Here is a 23,953-nt window from a genome sequence, read left to right on the forward strand (position 1 = left end):
TCAACTAGCGGCGTAAGCCGCCTCAACGATTCCATATGTTATGCCCAATCGATACCTTTACGGAGCAAAGCCAAAGTATTTGCCTCCGGAGAGCCTTCTTCTGGCTGGTGATCATAATGCCATTCGGCTTGAGGAGGCAAGCTCATAAGAATCGACTCCGTTCTGCCGTTGGTTTCCAACCCAAACTTTGTACCTCTATCCCATACCAGGTTAAACTCAGCATAACGGCCTCTTCGGATATACTGCCAATCTTTTTGCTCTTGAGTGAACGGTTTGTCAGCATATTTTTTCATCAGGTGTGTGTAAATCCCTGCAAACGCTTCTCCTACTTCTTGATGGAACTGCCATAACTGTTCTTTGCTCATTCCTTCTTCTTTGGCGTGTGTCAAGCGGTCGTAGAAGATGCCTCCTACTCCTCTGGTTTCTTCTCTATGTCGTACATAGAAATAATCATCTGCCCATTGCTTAAAGCGTGGATAGAAGTCTGCATGATGTCTATCACAAACGTCTTTCAATTGCTGATGAAACCATTGAGCATCTTCTTCTACCACATAATGGGGAGTAAGGTCAATTCCACCTCCAAACCAGTAAGTTCCATTATCCATCTCGAAGTAACGAACATTCATGTGTATAATAGGTACATGAGGATTATGAGGATGCATAACAATCGACACTCCTGTCGCAAAAAATTCTCCTGCCTCCACTTCCAGTGCCTTGACCAACTGAGCCGGAGCTTTACCATGTACAGAAGAGAAGTTCACCCCTCCTTTTTCTATAACATTACCAGAGGTCAACACTCTTGTTCTACCTCCACCTCCACCTGGGCGCTCCCAATTATCTTGATGAAACTGTCCTTTACCATCTGCCTGCTCCAATGCTTGGCAAATGTTATCTTGCAGTCCCTTCATCCACTCCTCTATCGTCTTTTTATCTACCATTTATCGTTACTATTATTTTATTATATGCTTTCATTGTATCACCGTACCCCTACGGATGCTCTCTCATCCACTGCTTCACCTTCTGCTTTAATTTATCTTCCTTCTCCTTGTTCTTAAGCTGCCACACCTCCTTAAGCTCATTAAAACTTTTGGTATGCATAAGACTCAATCCAGTAGTAGTATTGGTTACAAATTCGGTACGGTACAGTCTATCGTTGTTGCGCTGATAAAACTTTGCTTTTAGGTTCCCTTGTTTGTTCAGGGCCATCTCTACTGTCCAGTCTCCAATAACACTACTTACACTGGTTTCATTTCTAGTATCTGTAAAACCTCCGTCTCTTGATATTCTTAGTCTTCCTTCCCACATCGTATAGGAAACACTCAGTTGAAAAGACTTCCAAGCCTCTTCATCCCATCCATTTAGGTCCATATTCACTTGGAAATTCTCATCCAATTTAGACATAAAGTTACTCAGCTGGTTAGAAAGCAGCTCACTTACACTCCCTTCTGCGGAGCCATCCAAACTACCAAAAGTATTCTCCGGAGATAACTTCTTTAATACGATCAAACTAAATGCCTGGCGATTCAGCTCTTGTTCATCAGCCTTGATACGTCTTTCAAAAGCAGAGACATGGTCTTCCAAAGGAAACAATAGTGTCGCACCTCCATCCGTATAAGTTACAGCTGAAGGGTAGTCATGAATATCGATACCAAAAGTAATTTCTGGCTGTAGTAAATCGCCTTGCATATTCATCAATAGATCTACGGGATACCTACGGTTAAGTTCAGGAGCCGTTGTTGCTGACTCATCTGCTGATCGAATGATCGGCAACAAAGAGGTCTTTTGTGCATAAGAGGCTTTCATGTCCAGTTTAGCTCCATAAGGATCTCCCGACCAAATGATATTGGACCCAGGCAAAATTGTAAAGTGTTTGTCAATCAAATTGACATCCATAATCTTCATGGTAAAATGATAATCCCCTTTTAGGATATTCATATCTCCAAACATGGTAAAAGCACCATCTGACTCGTAGTTCATCTGCAATTTCCCTACTCCATTGCCCTTCATAATATCTCCTGTATTTTTATCAAAAATAAGTTGACATTCGGCTCCTGAAGTAAGCTCCACATTCATATTCAAATGTACCTTTAAGTCATCCTGTTCTGCTAAATCCAGGGTTGATGTATTTTTTTCTGCCTCTTCACCTTTGACGCTTTTAAAGCGAATATATTCACTCTGGTCTACCGCCTCCTCATTGGACAAAGGAATGCTCAAGGTAGTATTTCGCTCCGTCTTCCCGTCAATAGTAATATCTATTTCATCAACTGTACCCGCCAAGTTCAATCGCCCACTTCCAAATACTTTTCCGTAATACAGCTCATTATCCTCCTCAGTAGTATTTAATACCAACATCTGCTCATTCATGGAAACAAGGATATTATAACTAAGCCGCTCAAAATCATGGTAAGTAATACTTCCATCCAAAGAGGCCTTATTCCCTGCCTCATCCATAACTTCCATACCATCAAGCACAAAGCGATCTCCAATGATATCCAGTCGATTACGAAACTGATAACGAACATTGGTATAATCTAATCGCATATAGGCATCAATGGGTTTAATATTACCATTTAACCTAGGGCTTCCTAGCGACCCTGTGACAGACAGGTATCCCAATACGTCCCCTTCCAGATCGGAGAATATTCCTTCCAAGAAAGGTTCTGCTAGCTTGACTTCTGTATTATTCAACAAAACCATCACATCCAATTGACGGTCCTCTGGCATATCGGGAGCATAGCGTCCATCTACTTCCATCAGTGTCTTATCATCTCTGGTGAGGGATGCAGACAACTCCATCAACTTCTCTTTACCTTTCCAAGTAGAACTGGCCTCCATATGCCCTACAAGGTAATCCTCTATATAAATACTATCGACAGAAATATCTCCCAGCATTTTGGGGCGTCTCCCTAAGAGCTCAAAGAAGGACGCTTCCATATTCAAGTTACCCTTATACTCCTTATCCAAAGCTCTTTCCAATAAAGAGATATCTAATTCCACTATATCTAGTGTAAGTTCATTGTCGGGATACTTGCCGGCAATCCCATCTAACCAGAACTTCTGAATACCCTGTTCAAACCCAGTATTTAATACTTCTAACTGTTCTTTCTGTTTATTCCAGCGAATGATATTATCGTTCTGTGTAGGATTCCCCCACTCATACCCCATCAACACAAACTCAGTATTTGGAAAGCGCAACACAACACTATCCTGATAGTGTAACAAGTCTCCTTTAAAGTCTAATCGGTCAGAAGAACGGGCATGTTCTACTTGTCCATCCAAACGCAATAAGGAATCTTCCGTATAAAGACTCCAGTCCATATTCTCGAAAGGCATTCCGAGAACACGCTGCTTATCAGATGAAAAGTTTAAAACAGTTTTGAATTTTTCCTGATGAGGAATAAAGTCAACCAACCCATGTAATTCATTGGATAGGAAATAATGCGTCCCTACAATAAGAGTATCCATATACATATCTAAATAATAGGAATCCCTATTTCCCAGATGAAATCCTCCGCTGGCTTTGGTGCCCTGAGACATACGTATAGACGGATCAAAAAGGGCAATCAGCCGATTAAGGTCCTTATTCTCAAAATCAAATGAAAGGGTATAGGTTCGTTCTGGCTTTCTCTTCTCGCCTTCCTGAGAAGCAACTATCTCTGGCTTAACCTCATAATAGTCCCATACCTTTTTCCAATAGTTTGTGAAGTCCTCTGTAAAGGCAAAAATATTAAATGTCCCTTCTGCCAATATACTTGCAATATCAGATTCTATCGTCAAGGTACGATATCCGCTCTGAGGAGTGTAAGTGGTTTCTAAAGATAGGGTATCGATAGTCGTTGCCCTCCCATTACGCTCCAGTAATGTTTGTCCTATGTTTAAAGTTCCTTGTAAGTTATCCCAATGGTCTCCATAAAAAACCATGTTTCCTGCCGAAGACACCTTTATGGCATCATCCAACACATTCAGTGTTGAAAGATCTCTTGCATCCAAGGTCCAATCAATACTTCCCTGTTGCTCACCATAAAGGTAGTCGATCAATATTGATGATTTTAAGAAAGGATCTTCTACAGCTCCTTTCACCAATATTTCTTCTGCCGTATACTGAAGTGTATCCAGTACAAAACAATCGTATCGGTAACCATTAAAGGCCACTTTATGCAAGTCTGTGTTCAGTGCCAGACGAAGATTATTCTCATAATCATACCCTTGCCCATCAATGTTCAGCATTCCACTTATACCACCAATCAACGGGGCCTCTATCAATGCTCCCACGTTAAACTGCTGAAAGCGCAAAGTGCCCTGATAAGTTTCTTCCTGTGTATGTAAATTAAATTGCTCTGCCTCTACTACTCCAATAGCTGAAGATACCTGACCACTCACTTCAAACTGATGCATCCACCCCGAAAACTGTAGGGATAAATCACTCTTACCCATGCGATGCATATAGGTATACACCGTTTCTGGAGCGTATTGTTGCAGATCTTCCGGATGATATAAGCTACCCTCTGAGATATCCAGTAACATATAGGTACTGTCTAGCTTTGGTAATCCCCGAAAGAAAAAGTTTCCTTTGAAGATGGAAGAATCTCCTAGTGTAACCTCCGCTTCATTCCAGTACAAGTCCGCCACCGTACCCTTCAACACCCCTTTAGCCTGGTACTGATCATCATATTGTCCTAAGGATTCATTAAGTCTTAGCAAATCATCCGTAAGCAGCTTGCTATTAACCAGCTCACCTTCCATATGAACAAGGTTAAAGAAGTCTGAGAAATCCTTATAAGATGCATACCCTAATCGCAATGTATGCCTCAGCTGAATAAATGACTTCTTTCCAAAACGGACATATAGATTTTCGAACTCCATCTGCGTTGGAGTCGTGTTATAGTTCGCCTCTAACTCATGTACCTTGAGCCCACTATTATATTCTTTCAAGCTTAGCTCCCGAACATCTATCTCTATTCTACTGCCAACAAAACGTAAATCTTTTGCGGCTCCATTAAGGTCACTTATGATTAGATGTTTTGGGTCCAAGACACCTTTAGCGGAAGCTGGTGCATCTGGATAATGCATCTCGAAGTGTCCATTCTCTACTTTCAGATTAGAGACCACAATCTCATGAGGCTTCTTCCCTTTTTTTCTGGAAGCATTTCCACTACCCCTCACTTTTTGCAACCACTTCTCAAAATTGGTCATCCCTGCCTCCGCATCATTAACCATGTATACCGTAGTCCCCTCTAAGTAAAAATCATCAAAGTAAAGTCCTTCTGGCTGATAGATTTGCCTTAACTGATAACTAAAGCTTACTTCTGGAGCTACAATCATGCAGTTCCCCTCCAAGTCTTGTACCTCCACACCAAACAGCTTCACCCGGTCAAACCAATCGATGGAGACTCTATCAATATGCGTAGGATATCCCGTCTTTTCAGAAAGATAACGTGTTCCTTCCTTCACTAAATACGTCTGAACCTGAGGATAATGCAATAGGATATAGAGTATAGTCCAAGCTATTACCATAAGTGATAACAGTGAACTACTCCATTTCAGTAGCAATTGTCCTATGTGCTTATAATGAATATTTAGTAACTTTGTCCTCATTCAGCTCCTGATTCAATACGATTAGTTGAAGCAATCCTCTCTAAAATACACAGAATTGGACAAATTTAATAAATAACAGTATGAATCAGGGGTTAAAAAAATGTTTTTAACAAAACTCCTAACAGTTTTTATAGGGATTAAAAGGACATTACCTCCTTTTACCTTTTAAGAAGAGGGAGTCATAGCATAATTATATAAATACTGCATGAGCAAGTCAGCAATCCTATTAGCCATAGAATCCTCTTGTGATGAAACCTCGGCGGCTGTCATTATTGATGGTAACGTAAAGTCTAATATTGTTTCTACCCAAGAAGTTCACCAAAAATATGGAGGGGTCGTTCCCGAACTCGCCTCAAGGGCACATCAGAAAAATATTGTTCCTGTAGTTGATCAAGCACTACAAGAAGCTGGAATAGAAAAGTCAGCGCTAGATGCCGTAGCCTTCACAAAAGGTCCCGGACTACTAGGTGCTTTGCTGGTTGGAGGATCCTTTGCCAAATCTATGGCTCAGGCACTAAACATTCCTCTTATTGGTGTTAATCATATGCAAGCACATATTTTGGCGCACTTCATCGAAGACCCAAAGCCTTCTTTCCCATTTCTATGCCTAACGGTTAGTGGTGGACATACACAGCTAGTAATTGTTCACAGCCCTTTGGAGATGGAAGTCATTGGAGAAACCTTGGATGATGCTGTAGGAGAAGCTTTTGATAAGACAGCCAAGATCATGGGACTCCCCTACCCCGGTGGACCATTGATTGATCGCTATGCCAAAGAAGGAAACCCTAAAGCCTACGACTTTCCTGAAGTAAGTACGCCTGGTCTCAACTTCTCTTTCAGTGGGATTAAAACCGCTTTTCTTAATTTTATGCGAAAAGAAGTACAGAAAGACCCTGATTTCCTAGAGAAAAATATGCCTGATATTTGTGCCAGTATACAGCAAACCTTGATTGAGATTCTGATAAAGAAACTCAAAAAAGCCGCCAAGCAACATAATATCCGATCGATCGCTATTGCTGGAGGGGTATCTGCCAATTCAGGATTGCGTGAACGTTTACAAGCAGAAGGAGAAAAAAGAGGCTGGGATGTTTTTATTCCTAAGTTTGAGTACTGTACAGACAATGCTGCGATGATCGCCATCACGGCGCACTATCAGTACCTGGCTAAAGACTTCGAGCCACTCACTAGCAGCGCCAATCCTCGATTAAAATTTGAAGGCACTATATCCTAATTTGTTGAGGCGGCTTGTGCCGCCTCAACAAACCGTTGCAATCGTCTTCAAAAGCTTACTGTACCTTCAACCTGTAATTTGCCCTATTATTGCTACACATTAACAACTCCAACGGTCTTACACCTACAAATAATTCAACAATAAAGTCCTTTTCCCTTAAAGGAACAATGTACAAAAATCTATTCTTTTAACAGTTCCTTCCTTAAAATCACATTTTCCTACCGAAATAATACAATTATTCCCAACAATAATAATATAGATTAAATCCAATTTACATTTAATGATTCTAGTAATTGATTATGGGAATAATTTTAGATAATTTAAATAAACGTAAATACCCTTTTCTTTAAACAATTGTAGTAAACAATAAGATAAAGAGAAGCAACCAGTTATGATTATTCACCAATAAACGTTTATCACTATGCCAGGAGGAGAAGTGATATTTATTATTCTTATCATCTTTGTTGCCGGTAGCTTAGGCTTTTTCCTGATGGAGCAATCCAGTAAGAAATACGCCAGTGCCCTACGAAAAATAAGCAACACAGAGGTGATAGAGCTAATCCGAAAACACAGAGGACAAATTGGGATGGAAGAATTTGTTCGAGCCACAGGACTTAGCAAAGAAGATGCTAAGTACAAATTATCTTCCATGCTGACACAACGTATTCTCACGATTGAATATAATGAGCGTTTTGAAACGGTCTATGCACTCAGCGATATTGTTAAAAGTACTTTATATGATGTCAATAGCTCTTATGAAGCCTATAAAAAAACGCTAAAGCACATCACTGATGCTGAGATCATTCGCATTGCGCTAGAAAATAAAGGAAGGATATCTCCTTCGGTCTTATGTGTCAAGGGTAAAGTAAGCTTTGATAGTGCCAAAGACCGATTGGAAGAGCTTCATGAAAAGGGTGTCATGTACATGGATGTATCGGATAAAGGTTCTATTTACTACACCTTGGTCGACATGGATCTCTTCGGCAAAGCATAAAATATTTCTCGCACATACTACCCAATTTCAACCCCTGTTTCTTGCAGGGGTATTTTTTTACCCATCAATATTCATACTATTTAATACCTTTTTACAAAGAAGCTTCTTATTTTGTGCGACCAAGCGTAGATACTCATATCAAGATACGCTCATCCTAAATGAAAAAACTTTTTGTTCTATAAATCAATAAGCTTAAATGAACTTACTTCAGTATATCACTTGGAACGTTGATCCGGAAATCTTCAATATTGGCTTTTTCTCCCTTCGTTGGTATGGATTACTCTTTGCCTCAGGGTTCTTTATTGGCCAATTCTTAATGATTAAAATGTACAAAAATGATGGTCGACTAGAAAAAGATGTTGATAGTCTAACGATGTACATGCTTATCGCTACGGTATTGGGTGCTCGCTTAGGACACTGTTTCTTCTACGATCCAGAGTATTACTTATCAAATCCTATTAAAATATTTAAAGTATGGGAAGGTGGATTGGCCAGTCACGGTGCTGCCATTGGTATCCTTACTGGACTATGGATGTATTCCAAAAAATATAATCACCGCTTTCTATGGGTTGTTGACCGTGTCGTAGTAGTTGTTGCTCTAGCCGGTGGATTTATTCGTATGGGTAACCTTATGAACTCTGAAATTGTCGGTATTCCTTCTGACCTCCCTTGGGCCTTCCTGTTTGAGCGATTAGGAGACTACAAAAGCTACCTGGTAGAAGTAAATGGACAATTGAGTAATGTCCCTAGACATCCAGTACAATTGTACGAGGCAATTACTTACTTTATCACTTTTGGTGTGTTATGGAAACTATACTGGAGTAAAGGAAAAGAACTAGCAGAGGGACGTCTATTTGGATTATTCCTTGTATTGGTCTTTGGCTTCCGTATTGTATGGGAATTCTTAAAAGTACATCAGGCTGACTTTATGATGGGCTTGGAACTGCGTATGGGACAACTACTAAGTATTCCACTGGTTCTTGCAGGGTTCTACTTCTTACTTAGAAAGACCTCTTCGGAGAAAAAAGAAGCTAATATAAGTTAGGAGTTTTAGAATCTGGAGTTTGGAGTTAAGAAAAACTCATCACTCCAAACTCCAGACTCTAAACTCTAAAGGTGTAATAGCATCTTGGCAACAGAGAAGTATACGCCCAACCCTAACAAGTCATTGGCTGTAGTAATAAATGGCCCCGATGCCAATGCTGGATTAATCCCGAACCGATCTAGTACTACAGGAGTCACTGTTCCCATGACAGAGGCTAGCATTACAACACAAAACAAGGCCGATGATACGACCATTGCTAACTCAGGCCCCGCAAAGAAATAATTAAATCCAAACACCAAAGAAGCCATAGTCAATCCATTGACCCCTGCCACTCCAATTACTTTCACAAAGTGATCCCATAGGGTGTCATGAATATAGGAAGACCCTGCCATGGACTGTACCATAATTGTAGATGACTGTATGCCTACATTTCCTCCTGTTGCAGTGATAAGAGGGATAAAGAATGCCATTGCAGGCACCAAGGTCAGTTCATTTTCAAAAACCCCTATAAATTGAGCCCCAAATAGTCCTCCAATCATTCCAACAATCAACCAAGGCAATCGTGCCCTTGTCAATGCCCAAATACCATCACTAGACTCCACATTTTCTGAGATACCAGCCATTGCCTGCTGATCAATCTCTGCCTGTTCTGTAATCACATCGACAATATCATCAATGGTAATACGCCCCAGTAGCTTTCCTTGGACATTAACGACAGGTACTACTTCCAGATCATACTTCTGCATGAGCTCTGCCACCTCTTCCTCTTGCTGAAAGGTATGTACCAAGGCAATCTCAGGAACATAAATATCCTGGATCTTGGTATCATCTTTACTTAGAATAATCTCTTTAAGAGATACTCTACCCATCAATATATTATGATCATCGACTACATAAACGGTCATAATTTTCTCTACACGTTCAGCTTGTCGACGAATCTCATCAATACATTGCTTAACCGTCCAGTTAATATTTGCCCTGATCAACTCTTTGGCCATCAAACCACCAGCACAATCCTCATCATAATGAAGCAGCTCCATGATATAGGCAGCCTGTTCAGAGTCCTGAATTGCTGTAAGCACTTCCTCCCTGGCTTTAATAGGCTGCTCATTCAATAAATCCACTGCATCATCGGAATCCAGGTGATCGATCACTTCTGCAACTTCCTCAGCAGTATATTGCTTCAGGAACTCAATCCTTATATCCTCTTCAAGATCTGAAATTACATCAGCCCTTACGTCAGGACCCAATAACTCCAATATATACTTACAAGAAGGTCCGTCCAACTGATACAGTATTTCCGAAATATCGGCATAGTGCTTTCCTGAAAACTCCTGAATCAGGAATTGATTCTCTTCATTTTCTACCGCCTGTTCAAGTTGTTTGTAATATTTCTTAGAATATTCTAAAGACATATAGTGAGTTTATTTAATTTTCTCATGAAAATACAAATATGCAGAATCCTTTTTGAAGGATAAAGGAGAAAGGAAAAAGGAATAAAACCCTGCGCAAAGGTCTCTTCCTTTTTTCTTTCTCCTTTTATAGGGGCTACCACGAGGGGGAACTAAGTACTAGTAGATTGATTGCTAAATAAACTTATAGCTGAAAGATGAAGGAAGAAGGATTATTATCCAGAGAAGATACTCCTATACCTTTATCCATTTGGAAGTAGTCCCTTTATTTCTATCAGAAAACTTAGTCTTTAGACCACTAGTCCTAGCGTCCTCGCTAGGATTTTAAACATAATGTGGGCGTCCTCGCTCACGCTTATAGAACCTGAGCGTGGACGCTCACATTATCTTTTGGTCTTTGCGAGGACGCAAAGACCAGTGTTTACCTTTTTCTTAAATTGACGGTATTGACCACAAGGAGCGCCCTTGCTTTCTACTTTTACACTAATGGGTTTAGATGCCTTGGCAAGGTGTCTCTACGGAGTAGGTTATGCTCCTACCAATGTTCTTAGTTCCTCAAAAAATTGCCCCCAAAGGTCATTTAACTCTTCCTCATCATCCATATCTGAATAATCAATCACCTTAACGAAAGTTGTTTGAGTCATTTCATTAAAATCCATCAGGAACTCTACATAAGATGGTTCTTCATCCTCTCCTTCTCTTGTGGGTGCAAAGGCGTACTTCAAGTGGTTTTCCTTTCTTTTAATTACCATACGAGCAGGTCGTTCTTCCCCATTCCAGACAAATACAAAGTGATCTTTCTGATCCGTAGACCTCACTTCATCAGCAATCCATTCTGACAAACCTTTTGCGGTAGAGAAATAGGGGTATAGCATTTTAACAGAGGCATTCACCTCAAACTCCTGACGATATTTATATTTGGGCATTATAGAAATGTTTTAGCTAGGAAAACTCCATTGGTACATATTTCATACTTGGTCAGTGCTTGTTTGTTTTCATTCTTCAAAAAAAGTATGATCACGATGACACACTAACTCCAAGTGGGAATATATAAAAAATGTTGATACGGTGATACCGAAAAATAGTAAAAGCCATGGTTTAGAAAAAAAGTACCTTCCCTAGATCTAAGCGCAAAAAAAATGGGTATTTTTTCAAACTACAAATCAAAGAGATAGCACAAATTTCAGTCAAAAATGGATTTTTTAGGGGTACAAAACTTGCATTATTATTCAGAACCCCCCATATTTGCACACCGATTCACAGACGTACTTTCTGAAGAATCAAATGGCGAGGTAGCTCAGTTGGTTAGAGCGCAGGATTCATAACCCTGAGGTCACGGGTTCAACTCCCGTCTTCGCTACTATAGCAAGCCGTTTGCTTTATAGCTTTTACATTTCTTGGCGAGGTAGCTCAGTTGGTTAGAGCGCAGGATTCATAACCCTGAGGTCACGGGTTCAACTCCCGTCTTCGCTACTAAAAGCAAACGCTTGCTTTATGATTTTTATATTTCTGGCGAGGTAGCTCAGTTGGTTAGAGCGCAGGATTCATAACCCTGAGGTCACGGGTTCAACTCCCGTCTTCGCTACTATAGCAAGTCGCTTGCTTTATAGCTTTTATATTTCCTGGCGAGGTAGCTCAGTTGGTTAGAGCGCAGGATTCATAACCCTGAGGTCACGGGTTCAACTCCCGTCTTCGCTACTAAAAGCAAGCACTTGCTATCACTTTCAATTTCCTGGCGAGGTAGCTCAGTTGGTTAGAGCGCAGGATTCATAACCCTGAGGTCACGGGTTCAACTCCCGTCTTCGCTACTAAAAAACCTATCCGTAGTACGCTACGTGATAGGTTTTTTTTATCTCAAAAATTAACTATATGATCAATTTATTAAACACCGTACTTCCTTGAAGTGCTTAAAACAAAAAGCGTAGACAAAGAGTACAACTTACCTTTATCACCCTCTACTATTTCGAGGAGTCGCTTACATCTTATACTTTTTATATCAACCAAACTATTAGCCTGCTTTACATTTTTTTTAGAAAGCTCCTCTAAAAACTAATTATCAAATGCAACCATCAAAAATCACAGTATTCCAAAGAAGAGTACTGTACTTTTCATCTATTGCTAATGCGTTATTTGCCACTAGCGCTGCATTACTAGCTTTTTTTATCCTATTTGACAAACAGGTCACTTGGATGTTTGGAGTTGATGCGCTCATTAACTTCATCTTGGCTTACTTTACCGTTAAAAGACCAGGGTATCGTGTTGCTTTATTAAGTTTCCTCAACAATGCCTTATTCTTACTTTATGCCTGGTATGCTTTTGGCAATATCCACAACTTAGCCAATATGGTAGCCTTGGTACTCGTGGCTCAGGCACGTATTATGCTAAATGACAAGCCAGGTATTGTCACGAAGGTTTCTATCGTTTTTGGATCACTCCTTATGCTACTGCACGTAGGGGCTATTTTATTCCCTACCTACATTGTTGTTGCCAGACCAGAAATGCTTCTTTTTGATATGGCCTTTATCTCCGTTGCCTATTCATTTATTTCATTTACCTTAAAGAAGTATAGTGATCAGGTACAGGAAGAGCAATCAACAGTACAGGAACAAAAAGAAGAGATGGCTACTCAAAATGAAGAGCTAAGAGTAACCAATGAAGAGCTTACGACGACAAGAGAGGAAATCATGTCACAGCGAGAAGAGTTAGCCAGACAACATCAGGAACTTCAGCGTACCAATAATAACCTGCTTTTATCGATCAACTACGCCAACCGTATCCAGAAAGCGTTATTCAACTCTTCGAGAAATATTCTAAAAGGAAAAGATAGTTTCTTATTGGATATACCTAAAGATATTGTCTCTGGAGATTTTTGCTTCGTAAGAGAACTTAATGGTATTACGTATATCGCTCAAGGAGACTGTACCGGACATGGTGTTCCAGGGGCTATCCTTACCGTTATTGCCTCAGAAATTCTTGACCGTATTATTGTAGAGAAGAAATCATGGTCTCCAAAGGAAATACTTACCTTCCTCGACGCAGAAATGAACTATCGTCTAAAAGAAGAAGGTAAAACCAACCTGGATGGCTTAGAGGCCGGTATCCTAGCCATTGATAGCAAAATGGACGTCGCTCTATTCGCAGGAGCCAAGCGTCCACTGATCCACTGGGACTCTGAAAAGAAAACGTACAACATTATTCGCGGTACTAAAAAAGCTGTCGGTAATGCTCAAAATGTAGAGAATCAATACAAGGAAAATATCTTCCGTATACAGAAAGGAGATCGCTTCTACTTATTTACCGATGGATATGTCGATCAATTTGGAGGTGAAGACAATAAGAAATACTCTAGTAAACGTTTTTACCGTACAATCTCAGAGCTTTCCGACATCAAGATATCTGAACAAGCCCAAGTTCTTTTAGGGGAGTTTGAGGAATGGAAAGGAAACAAGAAACAAATTGATGATGTAATGGTATTGGGCATTGAGGTTTAATATCATTACCCCATGGCGATGCCATGGGCATAAAAAAAACACCTTAAGTAAATTGAGGTGTTTTTTTTGTTTGTGAATTATCCCGTCCTAAAATAGATTAAAATAAAAAGTGTATACAAAGAGTACGATATTTCTTTGTTAACCTCTAATATTAATGAGGAGCCGCTTACATCTTGACTTTTTTATCAGCTAAATTATTAGCCTACGTTACTTTTTTTTTACAAAGCTCCTCTAAGGACAAATCACCAAAATGCAACCTTCAACATTTACGATCTTTCACAAAAGAGCGCTGTACTTGGCTTCTATTGCTAACACATTATTTGCAAGTACTGCTGCATTAATAGCTTATTTCATTATGCAAGACATGCTGGTCTGTATAATGTTTATAATAGATACAGTCATCAACCTAATACTTACGTATTTTACCTTTAAAAAACCTAGCTACCGTATCACTGCCCTATGCATGCTCAACAATAACTTATTCGTATTGTATGGATGGTATGCATCTGGAAACATCCACAACATAGGAAATCTAGTATCATTAGTCCTAATGGCACAGGGGCATATTATGCTCAACGACAAACCAAAGATTGTAACCAAGGTATCTATTGTCTTTGGTATCTGTCTTGCTCTACTACATATCTTCGCTTTTCTATTTCCTAATTATATTGTCGTTTCTCGCCCAGAAATGCTCCTATTTGACTTAGTATTTGTTACGGTCTCGTACACCTTCATTTCCTTCACGCTAAAAAAATACAGTGATCAGGTACAAGAAGAGCAAGCCATTGTACAGGAACAAAAAGAAGAGATGGCCACTCAAAATGAAGAGCTAAGAGTAACCAATGAAGAGCTTACGACGACAAGAGAGGAAATCATGTCACAACGAGAAGAGTTAGCCAGACAACATCAGGTACTTCAACGCACCAATAACAACCTGCTTTTATCGATCAACTACGCTAACCGTATCCAGAAAGCGTTATTCAACTCTTCGAGAAATATTCTAAAAGGAAAAGATAGTTTCTTATTGGATATACCTAAAGACATTGTCTCTGGAGATTTTTGCTTCGTAAGAGAACTTAATGGTATTACGTATATCGCTCAAGGAGACTGTACCGGACATGGTGTTCCAGGGGCTATCCTTACCGTTATTGCCTCAGAAATTCTTGACCGTATTATTGTAGAGAAGAAATCATGGTCTCCAAAGGAAATACTTACCTTCCTTGACGCAGAAATGAACTATCGTCTAAAAGAAGAAGGCAAAACCAACCTGGATGGCTTAGAGGCCGGTATCCTAGCCATCGATAGCAAAATGGATGTCGCTCTATTCGCAGGAGCCAAGCGTCCACTGATCCACTGGGACTCTGAAAAGAAAACGTACAACATTATTCGCGGCACTAAAAAAGCTGTCGGTAATGCTCAAAATGTAGAGAATCAATACAAGGAAAATATCTTCCGTATACAGAAAGGAGATCGCTTCTACTTATTTACCGATGGGTATGTCGATCAATTTGGAGGTGAAGACAATAAGAAATACTCTAGTAAACGTTTTTACCGTACAATCTCAGAGCTTTCCGACATCAAGATACCTGAACAAGCCCAAGTTCTTTTGGGGGAGTTTGAGGAATGGAAAGGAGACAAGAAGCAAATTGATGATGTAATGGTATTGGGCATTGAGGTTTAGGGGCGCTTTGTTCATAATGTTTAGGGTGAGCTTCGCTCGTTCATAATGTTTAGTTGATTTATACAACTACTTAAAAAAACTGCTAGCCATTAATAACACCTTAATAACCCATGGCGATGCCATGGGCTGGTTATATTTCGTAGATCATTGTTGTAATAATCAATAGCCCATGGCACCGCCGTAATTGGTTATGTTCCATAAATCGTCATTCTATTAATCAATAATAGCACCGCCATAGTACTAGTCATATTTCATGAATTATTGTTGTGATAATCTATAGCCCATGGCACCGCCATGGGTATAAAAAAAACACCTCAAGTAAATTGAGGTGTTTTTTGTTTGTGATTATTGCTATCCTAGTTCTCGCCTCCCAGGGTAATAGTTCCCGTAATAAAGGTAGAGATATTACCAGCCTCATCACTGAATCGAACATAGACTCTTTTCACTCCTGCTCCAGAAGTCAATGGCCAACTAATATCATGCTGATAAGGCCTCCAGTAGGCATTATCATCAAAGTTAGGAGAGTTGGATACCATCATCTTCTCTGCATCGTCCTTAGCGGCACGAATGGATAGATTGACATTGGTAGTCGTCGTTACTCTCGCTCCTTTATTGATTTTCACATAGTATGGCGCTGGAGGTGTCGTATCCATGATGATGGAAGCTGAAGCTACCGTAGAAACATTTCCTGCCTCATCACGGAACTTCACATATACCCTTCTTATACCATCTTGCCCTGCTGCAAGATTCCAGGTCACATTAGTACTATACCTTTCCCATTTATCCTGAGCACCTGAGAACTGACTACTGTTACTGATCATCATCTCTGTCGCTCCTTCTGCATAAATAGTCAACTGCACAGGCTTATTTTCAGTAATATATTTTTCTCCTCCATTAATCAGAACACTTTCATGTACTGGCTCCTGCCTATCCAGAATCACAGACCTTACTAAAGGCTCCGTTTCATTCCCTGCATTATCCCTATATTTCACATACACTTTCTTTTCACCATCTTCCATGGCATCCAAGTAATATCGTGTTACATATGGAGAATAGCGTTGCCAGTCTGCTCCATCAAACTTTGCGTTGTTACTAATCAGCATCTCATCAGCATTGCGAACACTCAGTCTTAATCTTACACGTCCACCAATATCTGTACAGTACTTTCCATTATCCGTCAGTACCATAAATGATCCTTCTGCTGGAGCTTCTGTATCCAAACCAATACGATCGAATACAGGCACTGAAACGTTTCCAACATCATCCATAAACTTGGCAAAAACAATTTTCAGTCCATCACCTCCCTGGAAATACCATTTCTTGGTAGGCTTAAATGGCTCCCAGCTTGCTTCTTTGAACTCAACATTATCTGCCACCATCATCTTCACTGCTCCTTCTGCCTTCATCTTTAAGGTAACATCCTGAGAAACACTGTAATCTTCTTTGTTTCCTACAATTTCCATAGACGTCTCTAGTGGCGGTCGACGATCCAATAGAATACTAGCCTTTAAAACCTCCGTTTCATTTCCTGCTTCATCTATAAACTGGGCATAAACCATTTTATTACCATCATCTCCTTTCAGTTTCCAGTATCGGTTAACAGGAGTATACACTGTCCAGTTCACACCACTCAAATTGAAATCGTTAGACAACTTCATACGTACTGCTTCCTTGGCACGTATTTTCAATTGCACCATTTTTTCTGGGTGATTCGTTACTTTGGCTCCTTTATCCAATACCAACATCAAGTCCTGAGGAGGTTGACGATCTAAAATGATATTATCTTCATACACCTCTGAAACATTCCCTGCTATATCTTTATACTTGACATAAACGGTTTTAATATCATCATCCCCTTCCAAGGTCCATGCTTTTTGCTGAACAAAAGACTCCCATTCTGCTTCTTCAAAAGTAGGGCGATTACTGATCATCATGGAATCTCCTTCAGCTACCGTAAGGTTCAGCTTTACTCGCTTATCTTTATGATTCGTATATGTAGCGTCATTATTAATCACCAATTTACCTGCCATCGGCGGTGTATTATCAATAACCACTTCATCTGATATCACCGGAGTCACATTACGAGCGCGATCCATAAACTTGGCGTAAACGGTTTTCAGCCCTTCGGACTTCTCGAAAACCCATCCCACTTTTTGAGGCTTATATTGCTCCCATCTTGCACCGGTAAAGGCTGGGTTATTCGCAATCATCATAAACATTGCTCCTTCTGCCTCTAACTCTAGATCCACGGTATAAGTGTCATTTTTAAGGTATTTCTTTTTATCCTTATTATTTATAACGACTCCTTCTGCCATGATCTTGATACCGCTTACTTCCGGCGGCTGCGAATCTAAAATCACTTTTGTTTTCGCTACATCAGACTCATTATGAGCTGGATCCCTAAACTTGACATACACAAATTTCTCACCATCTCCTGGTAAAAATCGCCAAGCTGCATACTTCTTGAAAGGCTCCCAACGTCCATCTCTAAAATCCTCATAATTAGAGATCATCATTTCAGTTGCCCCAAAAGCCATTAATTGTAGACCTTGCTGATCTTCTGACTCAATATATCGTCCACCTTTATTCACGACTACTTTTGCAAACTTAGGAGGGGTTGTATCTAAGATCACTGCGGCTTTTACTACTGTAGAAAAGTTATCAGCTTCGTCCTTATAACGTACATAAACTTCCTTCAAGCCATCATTAGCTGAAAGTTCGTGTGTTATTTCCGTTGCATATTCTTCCCATCCATTGCCACCTCTTACTTGTACATGAGAGGCGCCTTCTGCAGACAGTTTCAGCTTTACTTGTTGATCTTTAGTGAAGCGTTCCCCTTCATTGATTTTCACGGAAGGTCTACTAGGCCCAGTACGATCGACAATTACTTCTCCGTCGATTACCTTGGACTCATTGCCTACCGCATCCCTAAACTGTACATAGATTTTTTTCAGCCCATCTCCAGGAGGTAGACGATACTTGAAACTCTCCATATACTTTCTCCAAGGTGCTTTCTCAATAAATGGAGTAATAGAAACCCTCAGTTCACTAGCCTCTTCAGCGGATACAATCACCGATACGATACCATACTTATCATTCGTATATTTGCTTCCTGAGTTCAAAATAAGGGACAAATCATAAGGTGGGGTACGGTCCAACTCACACTGAATAGGAATTACTTCAGAGACATTTCCATTGCGGTCTCTAAATACGGCATACAAAAACTTTAAGCCATCTTGTTCTCCTTTACGGATAAGCGGCACTCTATTTTTTGTAGAAGAATAAGGCTCCCAACGCACACCATCGAAACTTGATCTTCTACTGATCTTCATTTCTGTAGCTCCGTTGGCCTTCAACAAAAGATCTACCATACCATCAGGGTCATTCACCACTGTGATACCGCTCACCTCTTTACCATTCTTTATCAAAACATTCCCTTCTAACGCCTGCGCATTCAACATGTTGGCACAGCCAAGCAAAAGAAGTAGAATAAACAAACGGTTTCTCATCATTATTGCTGATAGTTTTAATCGTACCAGATAAGTAGCCATCAAAAAATATTTTAGTAAAAGCACACTGCTTTCAATTTTCATTTTCCCTCAGTCTTCCCTTGCTTCTCTTCTTGTTTAACAGACCCAACGCTGAGAGAGCAACAAGAAGTTTTTCAGCAAAGACACTCCCAATTACAAAAAGTTAACGAGTATTTTGTCCGCTTATTGAGTCATGACACAAGAAAGTCTACTGAATAGGACCTTTGTGTTCTACAATTAGCAAAAATCCAACCATTATTCCCTTGTATTGCCTATGATAGGTGTAATTAGTTAATATTGTTAAAAATTTTCAAATAACAATACTAACATTTTTTTGGATAACTTCTCCACGTTTACTGAACAATCCCTCAAGATAAGGATTCTATAAAAATTCTCTTATAAAAAAGAATCCAAATACTTCTTTCCTGTATCCATTAGTACGTATATTGACTATATCAATAGCTTTAATTAATTATTTCAGCCTAACGTATAGATATGTCCACACTACGATTTAAAGCACTAGAATTAGTAGAAAAGCGTGGTATCCGAAAGGTAACCCCTCCTTCCTCCAAGGTTTCCGATTACTTTGGAGAAAACACATTTGATCAGAGAGTTATGCGTCAAATGCTTTCCTCCGACATTTTTGAGAACCTCCAAAATGCGATTAAAAAGGGAACTCCTATCAACGAATATGATGCAGATGCCGCAGCTTCTGCCATGAAAACATGGGCGATTTCCAAAGGTGCTACCCATTACACCCACTGGTTTCAACCTCTTACCGGTACTACTGCCGAAAAACATGATGCCTTTTTCAAGCTCTCTGATGACGGGACGCCCATGGAGCAATTCAAGGGAAGCGCATTGATTCGACAAGAGCCTGATGCTTCCTCTTTTCCTAGTGGAGGACTAAGACAAACCTTTGAGGCTAGAGGCTATACTGCCTGGGACCCCACTTCCCCAGCATTTCTGATCCAAAGTGGCAGCTCTAAAACACTTTGTATTCCAACGATATTTGTTTCCTATACGGGAGAAGCCCTAGACAATAAAGCACCTCTCCTAAAAGCATTGGAACGCGTAGACATTGCTGCTACGGAAATCTGTCAATATTTTGACAAGAATGTCACTAAAGTGACCGCTTCCCTGGGATGTGAACAGGAGTTCTTCCTAATTGACAGAGCATTGGCTGATGCCCGTCCAGATTTGCTATTAAGTGGACGTGCTTTATTCGGACGCAAGCCACCTAAAGGACAGCAACTTGATGATCATTACTTTGGTTCTATTCCTCCAAGGGTTAAAAACTTTTTGGAAGAGCTGGAAGTAGAATCCTATAGATTAGGCATTCCTATTGTCACACGCCATAATGAGGTGGCTCCTAGTCAGTTTGAGGTCGCTCCTTACTTTGAAGAAGTCAACGTGGCTAATGACCACAACCAGCTCCTTATGGATATTATGGAAAAAGTAGCCATGAAGCACAACTTCAAGGTATTGTTCCATGAAAAGCCTTTCGCTGAGATGAATGGTTCTGGAAAGCACAATAACTGGTCTTTAATTACCAATACAGGAAAAAATGTATTCGCACCTAGCACCAAAGCAAAGGAGAATCTACAGTTCCTTACCTTCTTTGTGAATACACTAAAGGCCGTTTACGATTACGCGGACCTTCTTAGAGCTAGTATTGCTTCTGCCGGAAATGATCACCGCTTAGGGGCCAACGAAGCTCCCCCTGCCATCATCTCGGCTTTTATTGGAAGTCAGTTATCTGCGGTTATTGAGGAACTGGAAAATAACGGCGATATTAAAGTTGATAAAGGAGATAACCTTTATATGAAACTAGGTATCGACAAGATCCCTCCTATCCTATTGGATAATACGGACAGAAACCGAACTTCTCCATTTGCCTTTACAGGGAATAAATTTGAGTTTAGAGCTGTAGGATCAACGGCTAACACTGCCGTTCCGATGACAATACTCAACACCATCGTTGCCAATCAACTACAGGAGTTTAAAAAGGATGTGGATGCATTGATCGACAAAGGCACCAAGAAAGAGGTTGCTATTGTCAATACTTTAAGAAAGTACATTCAACACTCCAAGGGGATTATTTTTGATGGTAATGGCTATAGTGATGAATGGGTCAAAGAAGCGAAGAAAAGAGGCCTTTCCAATATCCCAACAACTCCTAAGGCGCTAGACATCTTAGTAAAAAAGGATAGCATCAAACTGTTTGAGCACATGCAGATCATGAGCGCGGCAGAACTCAAGGCTCGTCATGAAGTATTGTTGGAAAACTTTATCCTTAAGCTACAAATTGAATCCAGGATCATGGTAGATATGGCCAAGAACCATATTGTCCCAACCGGCATTAAATATCAGAATCAATTGATTGAGAATGTTAAGGGGTTAAAAGAAATCGGGCTAGATCAGGAAACACAGGAGATCATCACTACTATTAAAATTATCTCCAAGCACATCAGTGATATCAAACGTCTGAGCTATGAGATGACGCAAGAGCGTAAGCGCGTCAATGCCATTAAGGATACCAGAAAGAAAGCGATTGCTTATGATGAAGACATCAAGGCGAAATACTTTGACGAGATTCGTTGGCATTGTGATAAACTAGAAACAATGGTTGACGATGAAATCTGGCCTCTTCCAAAGTTTAGAGAAATGCTATTTATACGATAGTTTTTCTTGACAGAAAAACTATTTCAAAACGAACAAGCCTTCAGCTACACTGGTGTAATTGAAGGCTTGTTTGTTCATAATGTTTAATTGAGCTTCGCTCGTTCATGGTGTTTAGTTGTTTGAAAACTTCTGTATCAATTGAGCTGCTTCTGTGAGTCCTTTATCATTGGCCTCTCGCCAGTACTCTAAAGCTTGCAGCGTATCTTTTTGATTATATAAATAATAATACCCCAAATAATACGCTCCTTGTCCATCTTCCGGTTGATACATTCTATATTTTTCTAAAAGGTCTTTAGCCTTATCTCCTTGACCAGCTAGCCAATATGCAACTCCTTGCCCCAATGTCAGGGCTGTATTTTCTACGCCACGCTCCTGTAACAGGCTATAATACGGCAGTGCCTTCCCTCCTTCTTTCAACTGAAAAGTATAGATCCAGGCAATACGCTCCGTCAACAAGGGATCAAATACTTGATTCAATTGTTCTATGTTCTCCAATACTGTTACTACCTGATCATATCGTTGCTGAGCGGTATACACCTCGGCCAATGTTTGTAAGATGATAAACTTATCCTCTGTATTTTCTGACAAACGATCTGCTGCTCTTAGGTAAGTTAACGCTTGTTGCTCGTCACTATACTCTCGGAATAAAATCACACCCATTAGCCAATTAGCTCTCACATGTGTGTCATCCTGTTTTCTTACCTCCGCAAGTTTGATTAATGCCTGAGGAATATCTCCCTCCAAATAATAAGCATGAGCCTCTTCATAATACTTATTCGCACTGTACTGTTGCATTTGATACCCTCCCCAAAAAACTAACGAAAGAAAGAGTAAATATGCTGATAAGACAAAGGCATAATGCCGTTTAGGAATTTTTTCGGAAGGAATCGTTGTTGCTCTAAATCCTTCCGACTGATAGGTATTGCTACTGTATTGTGTATGATAGTTTGTTGAAGCAGGAGAGGTATAGGCATATTGCGCTCCTTCTCCATAACAAAACTGATCATACTGATGACGTTTTAAACTATTTCCCAATATCCCATAAGCCTCATTTAACAGTTTCATCTTATCATCCGCATCTCTTCCATCATAAATATCCGGATGATAATGTTTTACCAATGTCTTATATGCTCGTTTTATTTCTTGTTGTGTCGCCTTGGAAGACACCCCTAGTATATTATAGTAGTTTTGCTGCATTGTTCATCGATCAACAAATTGTATCCTGCCTCATTCTTTCAGTAGATGTTACTCTTTTTTATTTATATTAGAGTATGTACGGAATGTAAACAATAGATCATAGAAAAACGATAACATATGAAGCTCTTTTTAGGAATTGATGTAGGCGGTACCAACGTAAAGGTAGGCTTAGTAGATGAAAAAGGGGAAATCATCAAGAAGAAGAAGTATCCTACTGCGGAGGTCAATGAAGGTGGACAATTTGTCGACAACTTCATTCATATTATTGGGAAACGCTTAAAGAAAAGTCCCTCACCGATAAAAAAAGTAGGCATCGGTATTCCCGGAACTATATCGGTAGATCGCTCCACTATTTTAGAAGTTCCTAATATCCCCACCTTAAATGGAATACAACTCACGGAGAGTCTTCAGAAAGCATTCCCTGAGGTAAAATTCTACCTTGAAAATGACGCTAACGCTGCGGCTCTCGGAGAATATTACTTTGGCGAAGCCTCCCTTCCCCCTAACTTTCTATTTATTACACTAGGTACTGGAGTTGGCGGCGGTGCTATAATTAATGGCAAAGTATTCAAAGGAGGAGAAGGTAATGGACTTGAGATTGGTCATATTATCAGTAGTAGTGGCCAAACGATAGAAGAAAATATCGGTAAAAAAGGCATCCTAAGATCTGCAGAAAGTAAGCTTCCTTTGTATCCAGGGTCTGTATTACATCATATAGAAAACTTAGATGCTAAAGCGGTTACGAATGCCGCTTTGGAGGGAGATCCTTTAGCGACAGAAGTATTTCGAGAGGTAGGAAAATACCTTGGAGAAGTGATTGTCTCTACGGTACGTATCTTGGATACTAAAACAATCCTGGTGGGTGGCGGCATTTCCAAAACGTATCATCTTTTGGAAGCCCCAATGAAAGAAGTTATCCATCATTACCTAACCCCTTATTATACAAATGATCTCCAGATTGAAATAGCTACCTTGGGGAATAATGCAGGCATTTTGGGGGCTGCATCCCTTTGTAAATAATAAAATGAATGATCGAGTAGGGTAAAGTTAGGGACTCTCCCTAACTTCATCCCTCTCACAGAACCGTGCGTA

Annotated in this window: 13 protein-coding genes and 5 tRNA genes; 12 read left to right on the top strand and 6 right to left on the bottom strand. The window is 40.1% G+C overall.

Translation table 11 applies throughout. From position 1 onward, the window contains the following. Window positions 1–38: 38 nt before the first annotated feature. A complete protein-coding gene (gene hemF, locus ABD985_RS14690) occupies window positions 39–938 on the bottom strand; it encodes an oxygen-dependent coproporphyrinogen oxidase (protein ID WP_345372980.1) in 900 nt (299 codons plus the stop codon). A gap of 49 nt (window positions 939–987) precedes the next feature. Next, window positions 988–5,514, bottom strand: a complete 4,527-nt coding sequence (locus tag ABD985_RS14695; RefSeq protein WP_345372983.1) for a translocation/assembly module TamB domain-containing protein — start codon at window positions 5,512–5,514, stop codon at window positions 988–990. A 286-nt stretch (window positions 5,515–5,800) separates the two neighbouring features. On the opposite strand from ABD985_RS14695, the gene tsaD reads away from it, so the two are divergent. The 3 genes from tsaD to lgt all read left to right on the top strand — a co-directional run bounded on the left by tsaD (window position 5,801) and on the right by lgt (window position 8,865). Then, window positions 5,801–6,826 carry a tRNA (adenosine(37)-N6)-threonylcarbamoyltransferase complex transferase subunit TsaD gene (gene tsaD / locus ABD985_RS14700; protein ID WP_345372985.1) on the top strand — a complete coding sequence of 342 codons (1,026 nt, stop codon included), beginning with the start codon at window positions 5,801–5,803 and terminating at the stop codon, window positions 6,824–6,826. Window positions 6,827–7,247: 421 nt separating this feature from the next. Beyond that, a complete protein-coding gene (locus ABD985_RS14705) occupies window positions 7,248–7,820 on the top strand; it encodes a hypothetical protein (protein WP_345372987.1) in 573 nt (190 codons plus the stop codon). Between the two features lie 196 nt (window positions 7,821–8,016). After that, complete coding sequence (gene lgt / locus ABD985_RS14710; protein ID WP_345372988.1) at window positions 8,017–8,865, top strand: prolipoprotein diacylglyceryl transferase; 849 nt, start codon at window positions 8,017–8,019, stop codon at window positions 8,863–8,865. 65 nt (window positions 8,866–8,930) lie between these two features. Here lgt and mgtE read toward each other — a convergent pair whose 3' ends face one another. Both mgtE and ABD985_RS14720 read right to left on the bottom strand, forming a co-directional pair. Next, a complete protein-coding gene (gene mgtE, locus ABD985_RS14715) occupies window positions 8,931–10,280 on the bottom strand; it encodes a magnesium transporter (protein WP_345372990.1) in 1,350 nt (449 codons plus the stop codon). 524 nt (window positions 10,281–10,804) lie between these two features. Beyond that, window positions 10,805–11,203, bottom strand: a complete 399-nt coding sequence (locus ABD985_RS14720) for an START-like domain-containing protein (RefSeq protein ID WP_345372992.1) — start codon at window positions 11,201–11,203, stop codon at window positions 10,805–10,807. Between the two features lie 360 nt (window positions 11,204–11,563). Here ABD985_RS14720 and ABD985_RS14725 point away from each other — a divergent pair. The 7 genes from ABD985_RS14725 (at window position 11,564) to ABD985_RS14755 (ending at window position 15,449) form a co-directional block, all read left to right on the top strand. Then, a tRNA-Met gene (locus tag ABD985_RS14725) sits at window positions 11,564–11,637 on the top strand. Window positions 11,638–11,676: 39 nt separating this feature from the next. After that, window positions 11,677–11,750, top strand: a tRNA-Met gene (locus ABD985_RS14730). A gap of 38 nt (window positions 11,751–11,788) precedes the next feature. Next, window positions 11,789–11,862, top strand: a tRNA-Met gene (locus ABD985_RS14735). Between the two features lie 39 nt (window positions 11,863–11,901). After that, window positions 11,902–11,975, top strand: a tRNA-Met gene (locus ABD985_RS14740). A gap of 36 nt (window positions 11,976–12,011) precedes the next feature. Further along, window positions 12,012–12,085 (top strand) — tRNA-Met (locus tag ABD985_RS14745). A 252-nt stretch (window positions 12,086–12,337) separates the two neighbouring features. After that, window positions 12,338–13,768, top strand: coding sequence for a PP2C family protein-serine/threonine phosphatase (locus tag ABD985_RS14750; protein WP_345372994.1), 1,431 nt, complete (start codon window positions 12,338–12,340; stop codon window positions 13,766–13,768). A gap of 250 nt (window positions 13,769–14,018) precedes the next feature. Beyond that, window positions 14,019–15,449, top strand: coding sequence for a PP2C family protein-serine/threonine phosphatase (locus tag ABD985_RS14755; protein ID WP_345372996.1), 1,431 nt, complete (start codon window positions 14,019–14,021; stop codon window positions 15,447–15,449). Window positions 15,450–15,805: 356 nt separating this feature from the next. Here ABD985_RS14755 and ABD985_RS14760 read toward each other — a convergent pair whose 3' ends face one another. Then, window positions 15,806–18,961, bottom strand: a complete 3,156-nt coding sequence (locus ABD985_RS14760) for a hypothetical protein (RefSeq protein WP_345372998.1) — start codon at window positions 18,959–18,961, stop codon at window positions 15,806–15,808. 513 nt (window positions 18,962–19,474) lie between these two features. Here ABD985_RS14760 and ABD985_RS14765 point away from each other — a divergent pair. Then, a complete protein-coding gene (locus ABD985_RS14765; RefSeq protein WP_345373000.1) occupies window positions 19,475–21,664 on the top strand; it encodes a glutamine synthetase III family protein in 2,190 nt (729 codons plus the stop codon). A gap of 111 nt (window positions 21,665–21,775) precedes the next feature. Here ABD985_RS14765 and ABD985_RS14770 read toward each other — a convergent pair whose 3' ends face one another. Beyond that, complete coding sequence (locus ABD985_RS14770; protein WP_345373002.1) at window positions 21,776–22,861, bottom strand: J domain-containing protein; 1,086 nt, start codon at window positions 22,859–22,861, stop codon at window positions 21,776–21,778. 117 nt (window positions 22,862–22,978) lie between these two features. Here ABD985_RS14770 and ABD985_RS14775 point away from each other — a divergent pair, with 117 nt between their 5' ends. After that, window positions 22,979–23,881 (top strand): ROK family protein, encoded by a 903-nt coding sequence (locus tag ABD985_RS14775; RefSeq protein ID WP_345373004.1) that lies wholly within the window; start codon window positions 22,979–22,981, stop codon window positions 23,879–23,881. The last annotated feature ends 72 nt before the right edge of the window (window positions 23,882–23,953 follow it).

The sequence above is a fragment of the Algivirga pacifica genome (assembly GCF_039543525.1).
GTDB classification, from domain to species: domain Bacteria; phylum Bacteroidota; class Bacteroidia; order Cytophagales; family Flammeovirgaceae; genus Algivirga; species Algivirga pacifica.

What these genes read in the sequence shown, in the direction of transcription:
- ABD985_RS14775 (WP_345373004.1), top strand. Translation starts at nt 22,979, where the DNA reads ATGAAGCTCTTTTTAGGAATTGATGTAGGCGGTACCAACGTAAAGGTA.
- ABD985_RS14770 (WP_345373002.1), bottom strand. Translation starts at nt 22,861, where the DNA reads ATGCAGCAAAACTACTATAATATACTAGGGGTGTCTTCCAAGGCGACA.
- ABD985_RS14720 (WP_345372992.1), bottom strand. Translation starts at nt 11,203, where the DNA reads ATGCCCAAATATAAATATCGTCAGGAGTTTGAGGTGAATGCCTCTGTT.
- ABD985_RS14765 (WP_345373000.1), top strand. Translation starts at nt 19,475, where the DNA reads ATGTCCACACTACGATTTAAAGCACTAGAATTAGTAGAAAAGCGTGGT.
- ABD985_RS14755 (WP_345372996.1), top strand. Translation starts at nt 14,019, where the DNA reads ATGCAACCTTCAACATTTACGATCTTTCACAAAAGAGCGCTGTACTTG.
- hemF (WP_345372980.1), bottom strand. Translation starts at nt 938, where the DNA reads ATGGTAGATAAAAAGACGATAGAGGAGTGGATGAAGGGACTGCAAGAT.
- ABD985_RS14750 (WP_345372994.1), top strand. Translation starts at nt 12,338, where the DNA reads ATGCAACCATCAAAAATCACAGTATTCCAAAGAAGAGTACTGTACTTT.
- mgtE (WP_345372990.1), bottom strand. Translation starts at nt 10,280, where the DNA reads ATGTCTTTAGAATATTCTAAGAAATATTACAAACAACTTGAACAGGCG.
- lgt (WP_345372988.1), top strand. Translation starts at nt 8,017, where the DNA reads ATGAACTTACTTCAGTATATCACTTGGAACGTTGATCCGGAAATCTTC.
- ABD985_RS14760 (WP_345372998.1), bottom strand. Translation starts at nt 18,961, where the DNA reads ATGATGAGAAACCGTTTGTTTATTCTACTTCTTTTGCTTGGCTGTGCC.
- tsaD (WP_345372985.1), top strand. Translation starts at nt 5,801, where the DNA reads ATGAGCAAGTCAGCAATCCTATTAGCCATAGAATCCTCTTGTGATGAA.
- ABD985_RS14705 (WP_345372987.1), top strand. Translation starts at nt 7,248, where the DNA reads ATGCCAGGAGGAGAAGTGATATTTATTATTCTTATCATCTTTGTTGCC.
- ABD985_RS14695 (WP_345372983.1), bottom strand. Translation starts at nt 5,514, where the DNA reads ATGGTAATAGCTTGGACTATACTCTATATCCTATTGCATTATCCTCAG.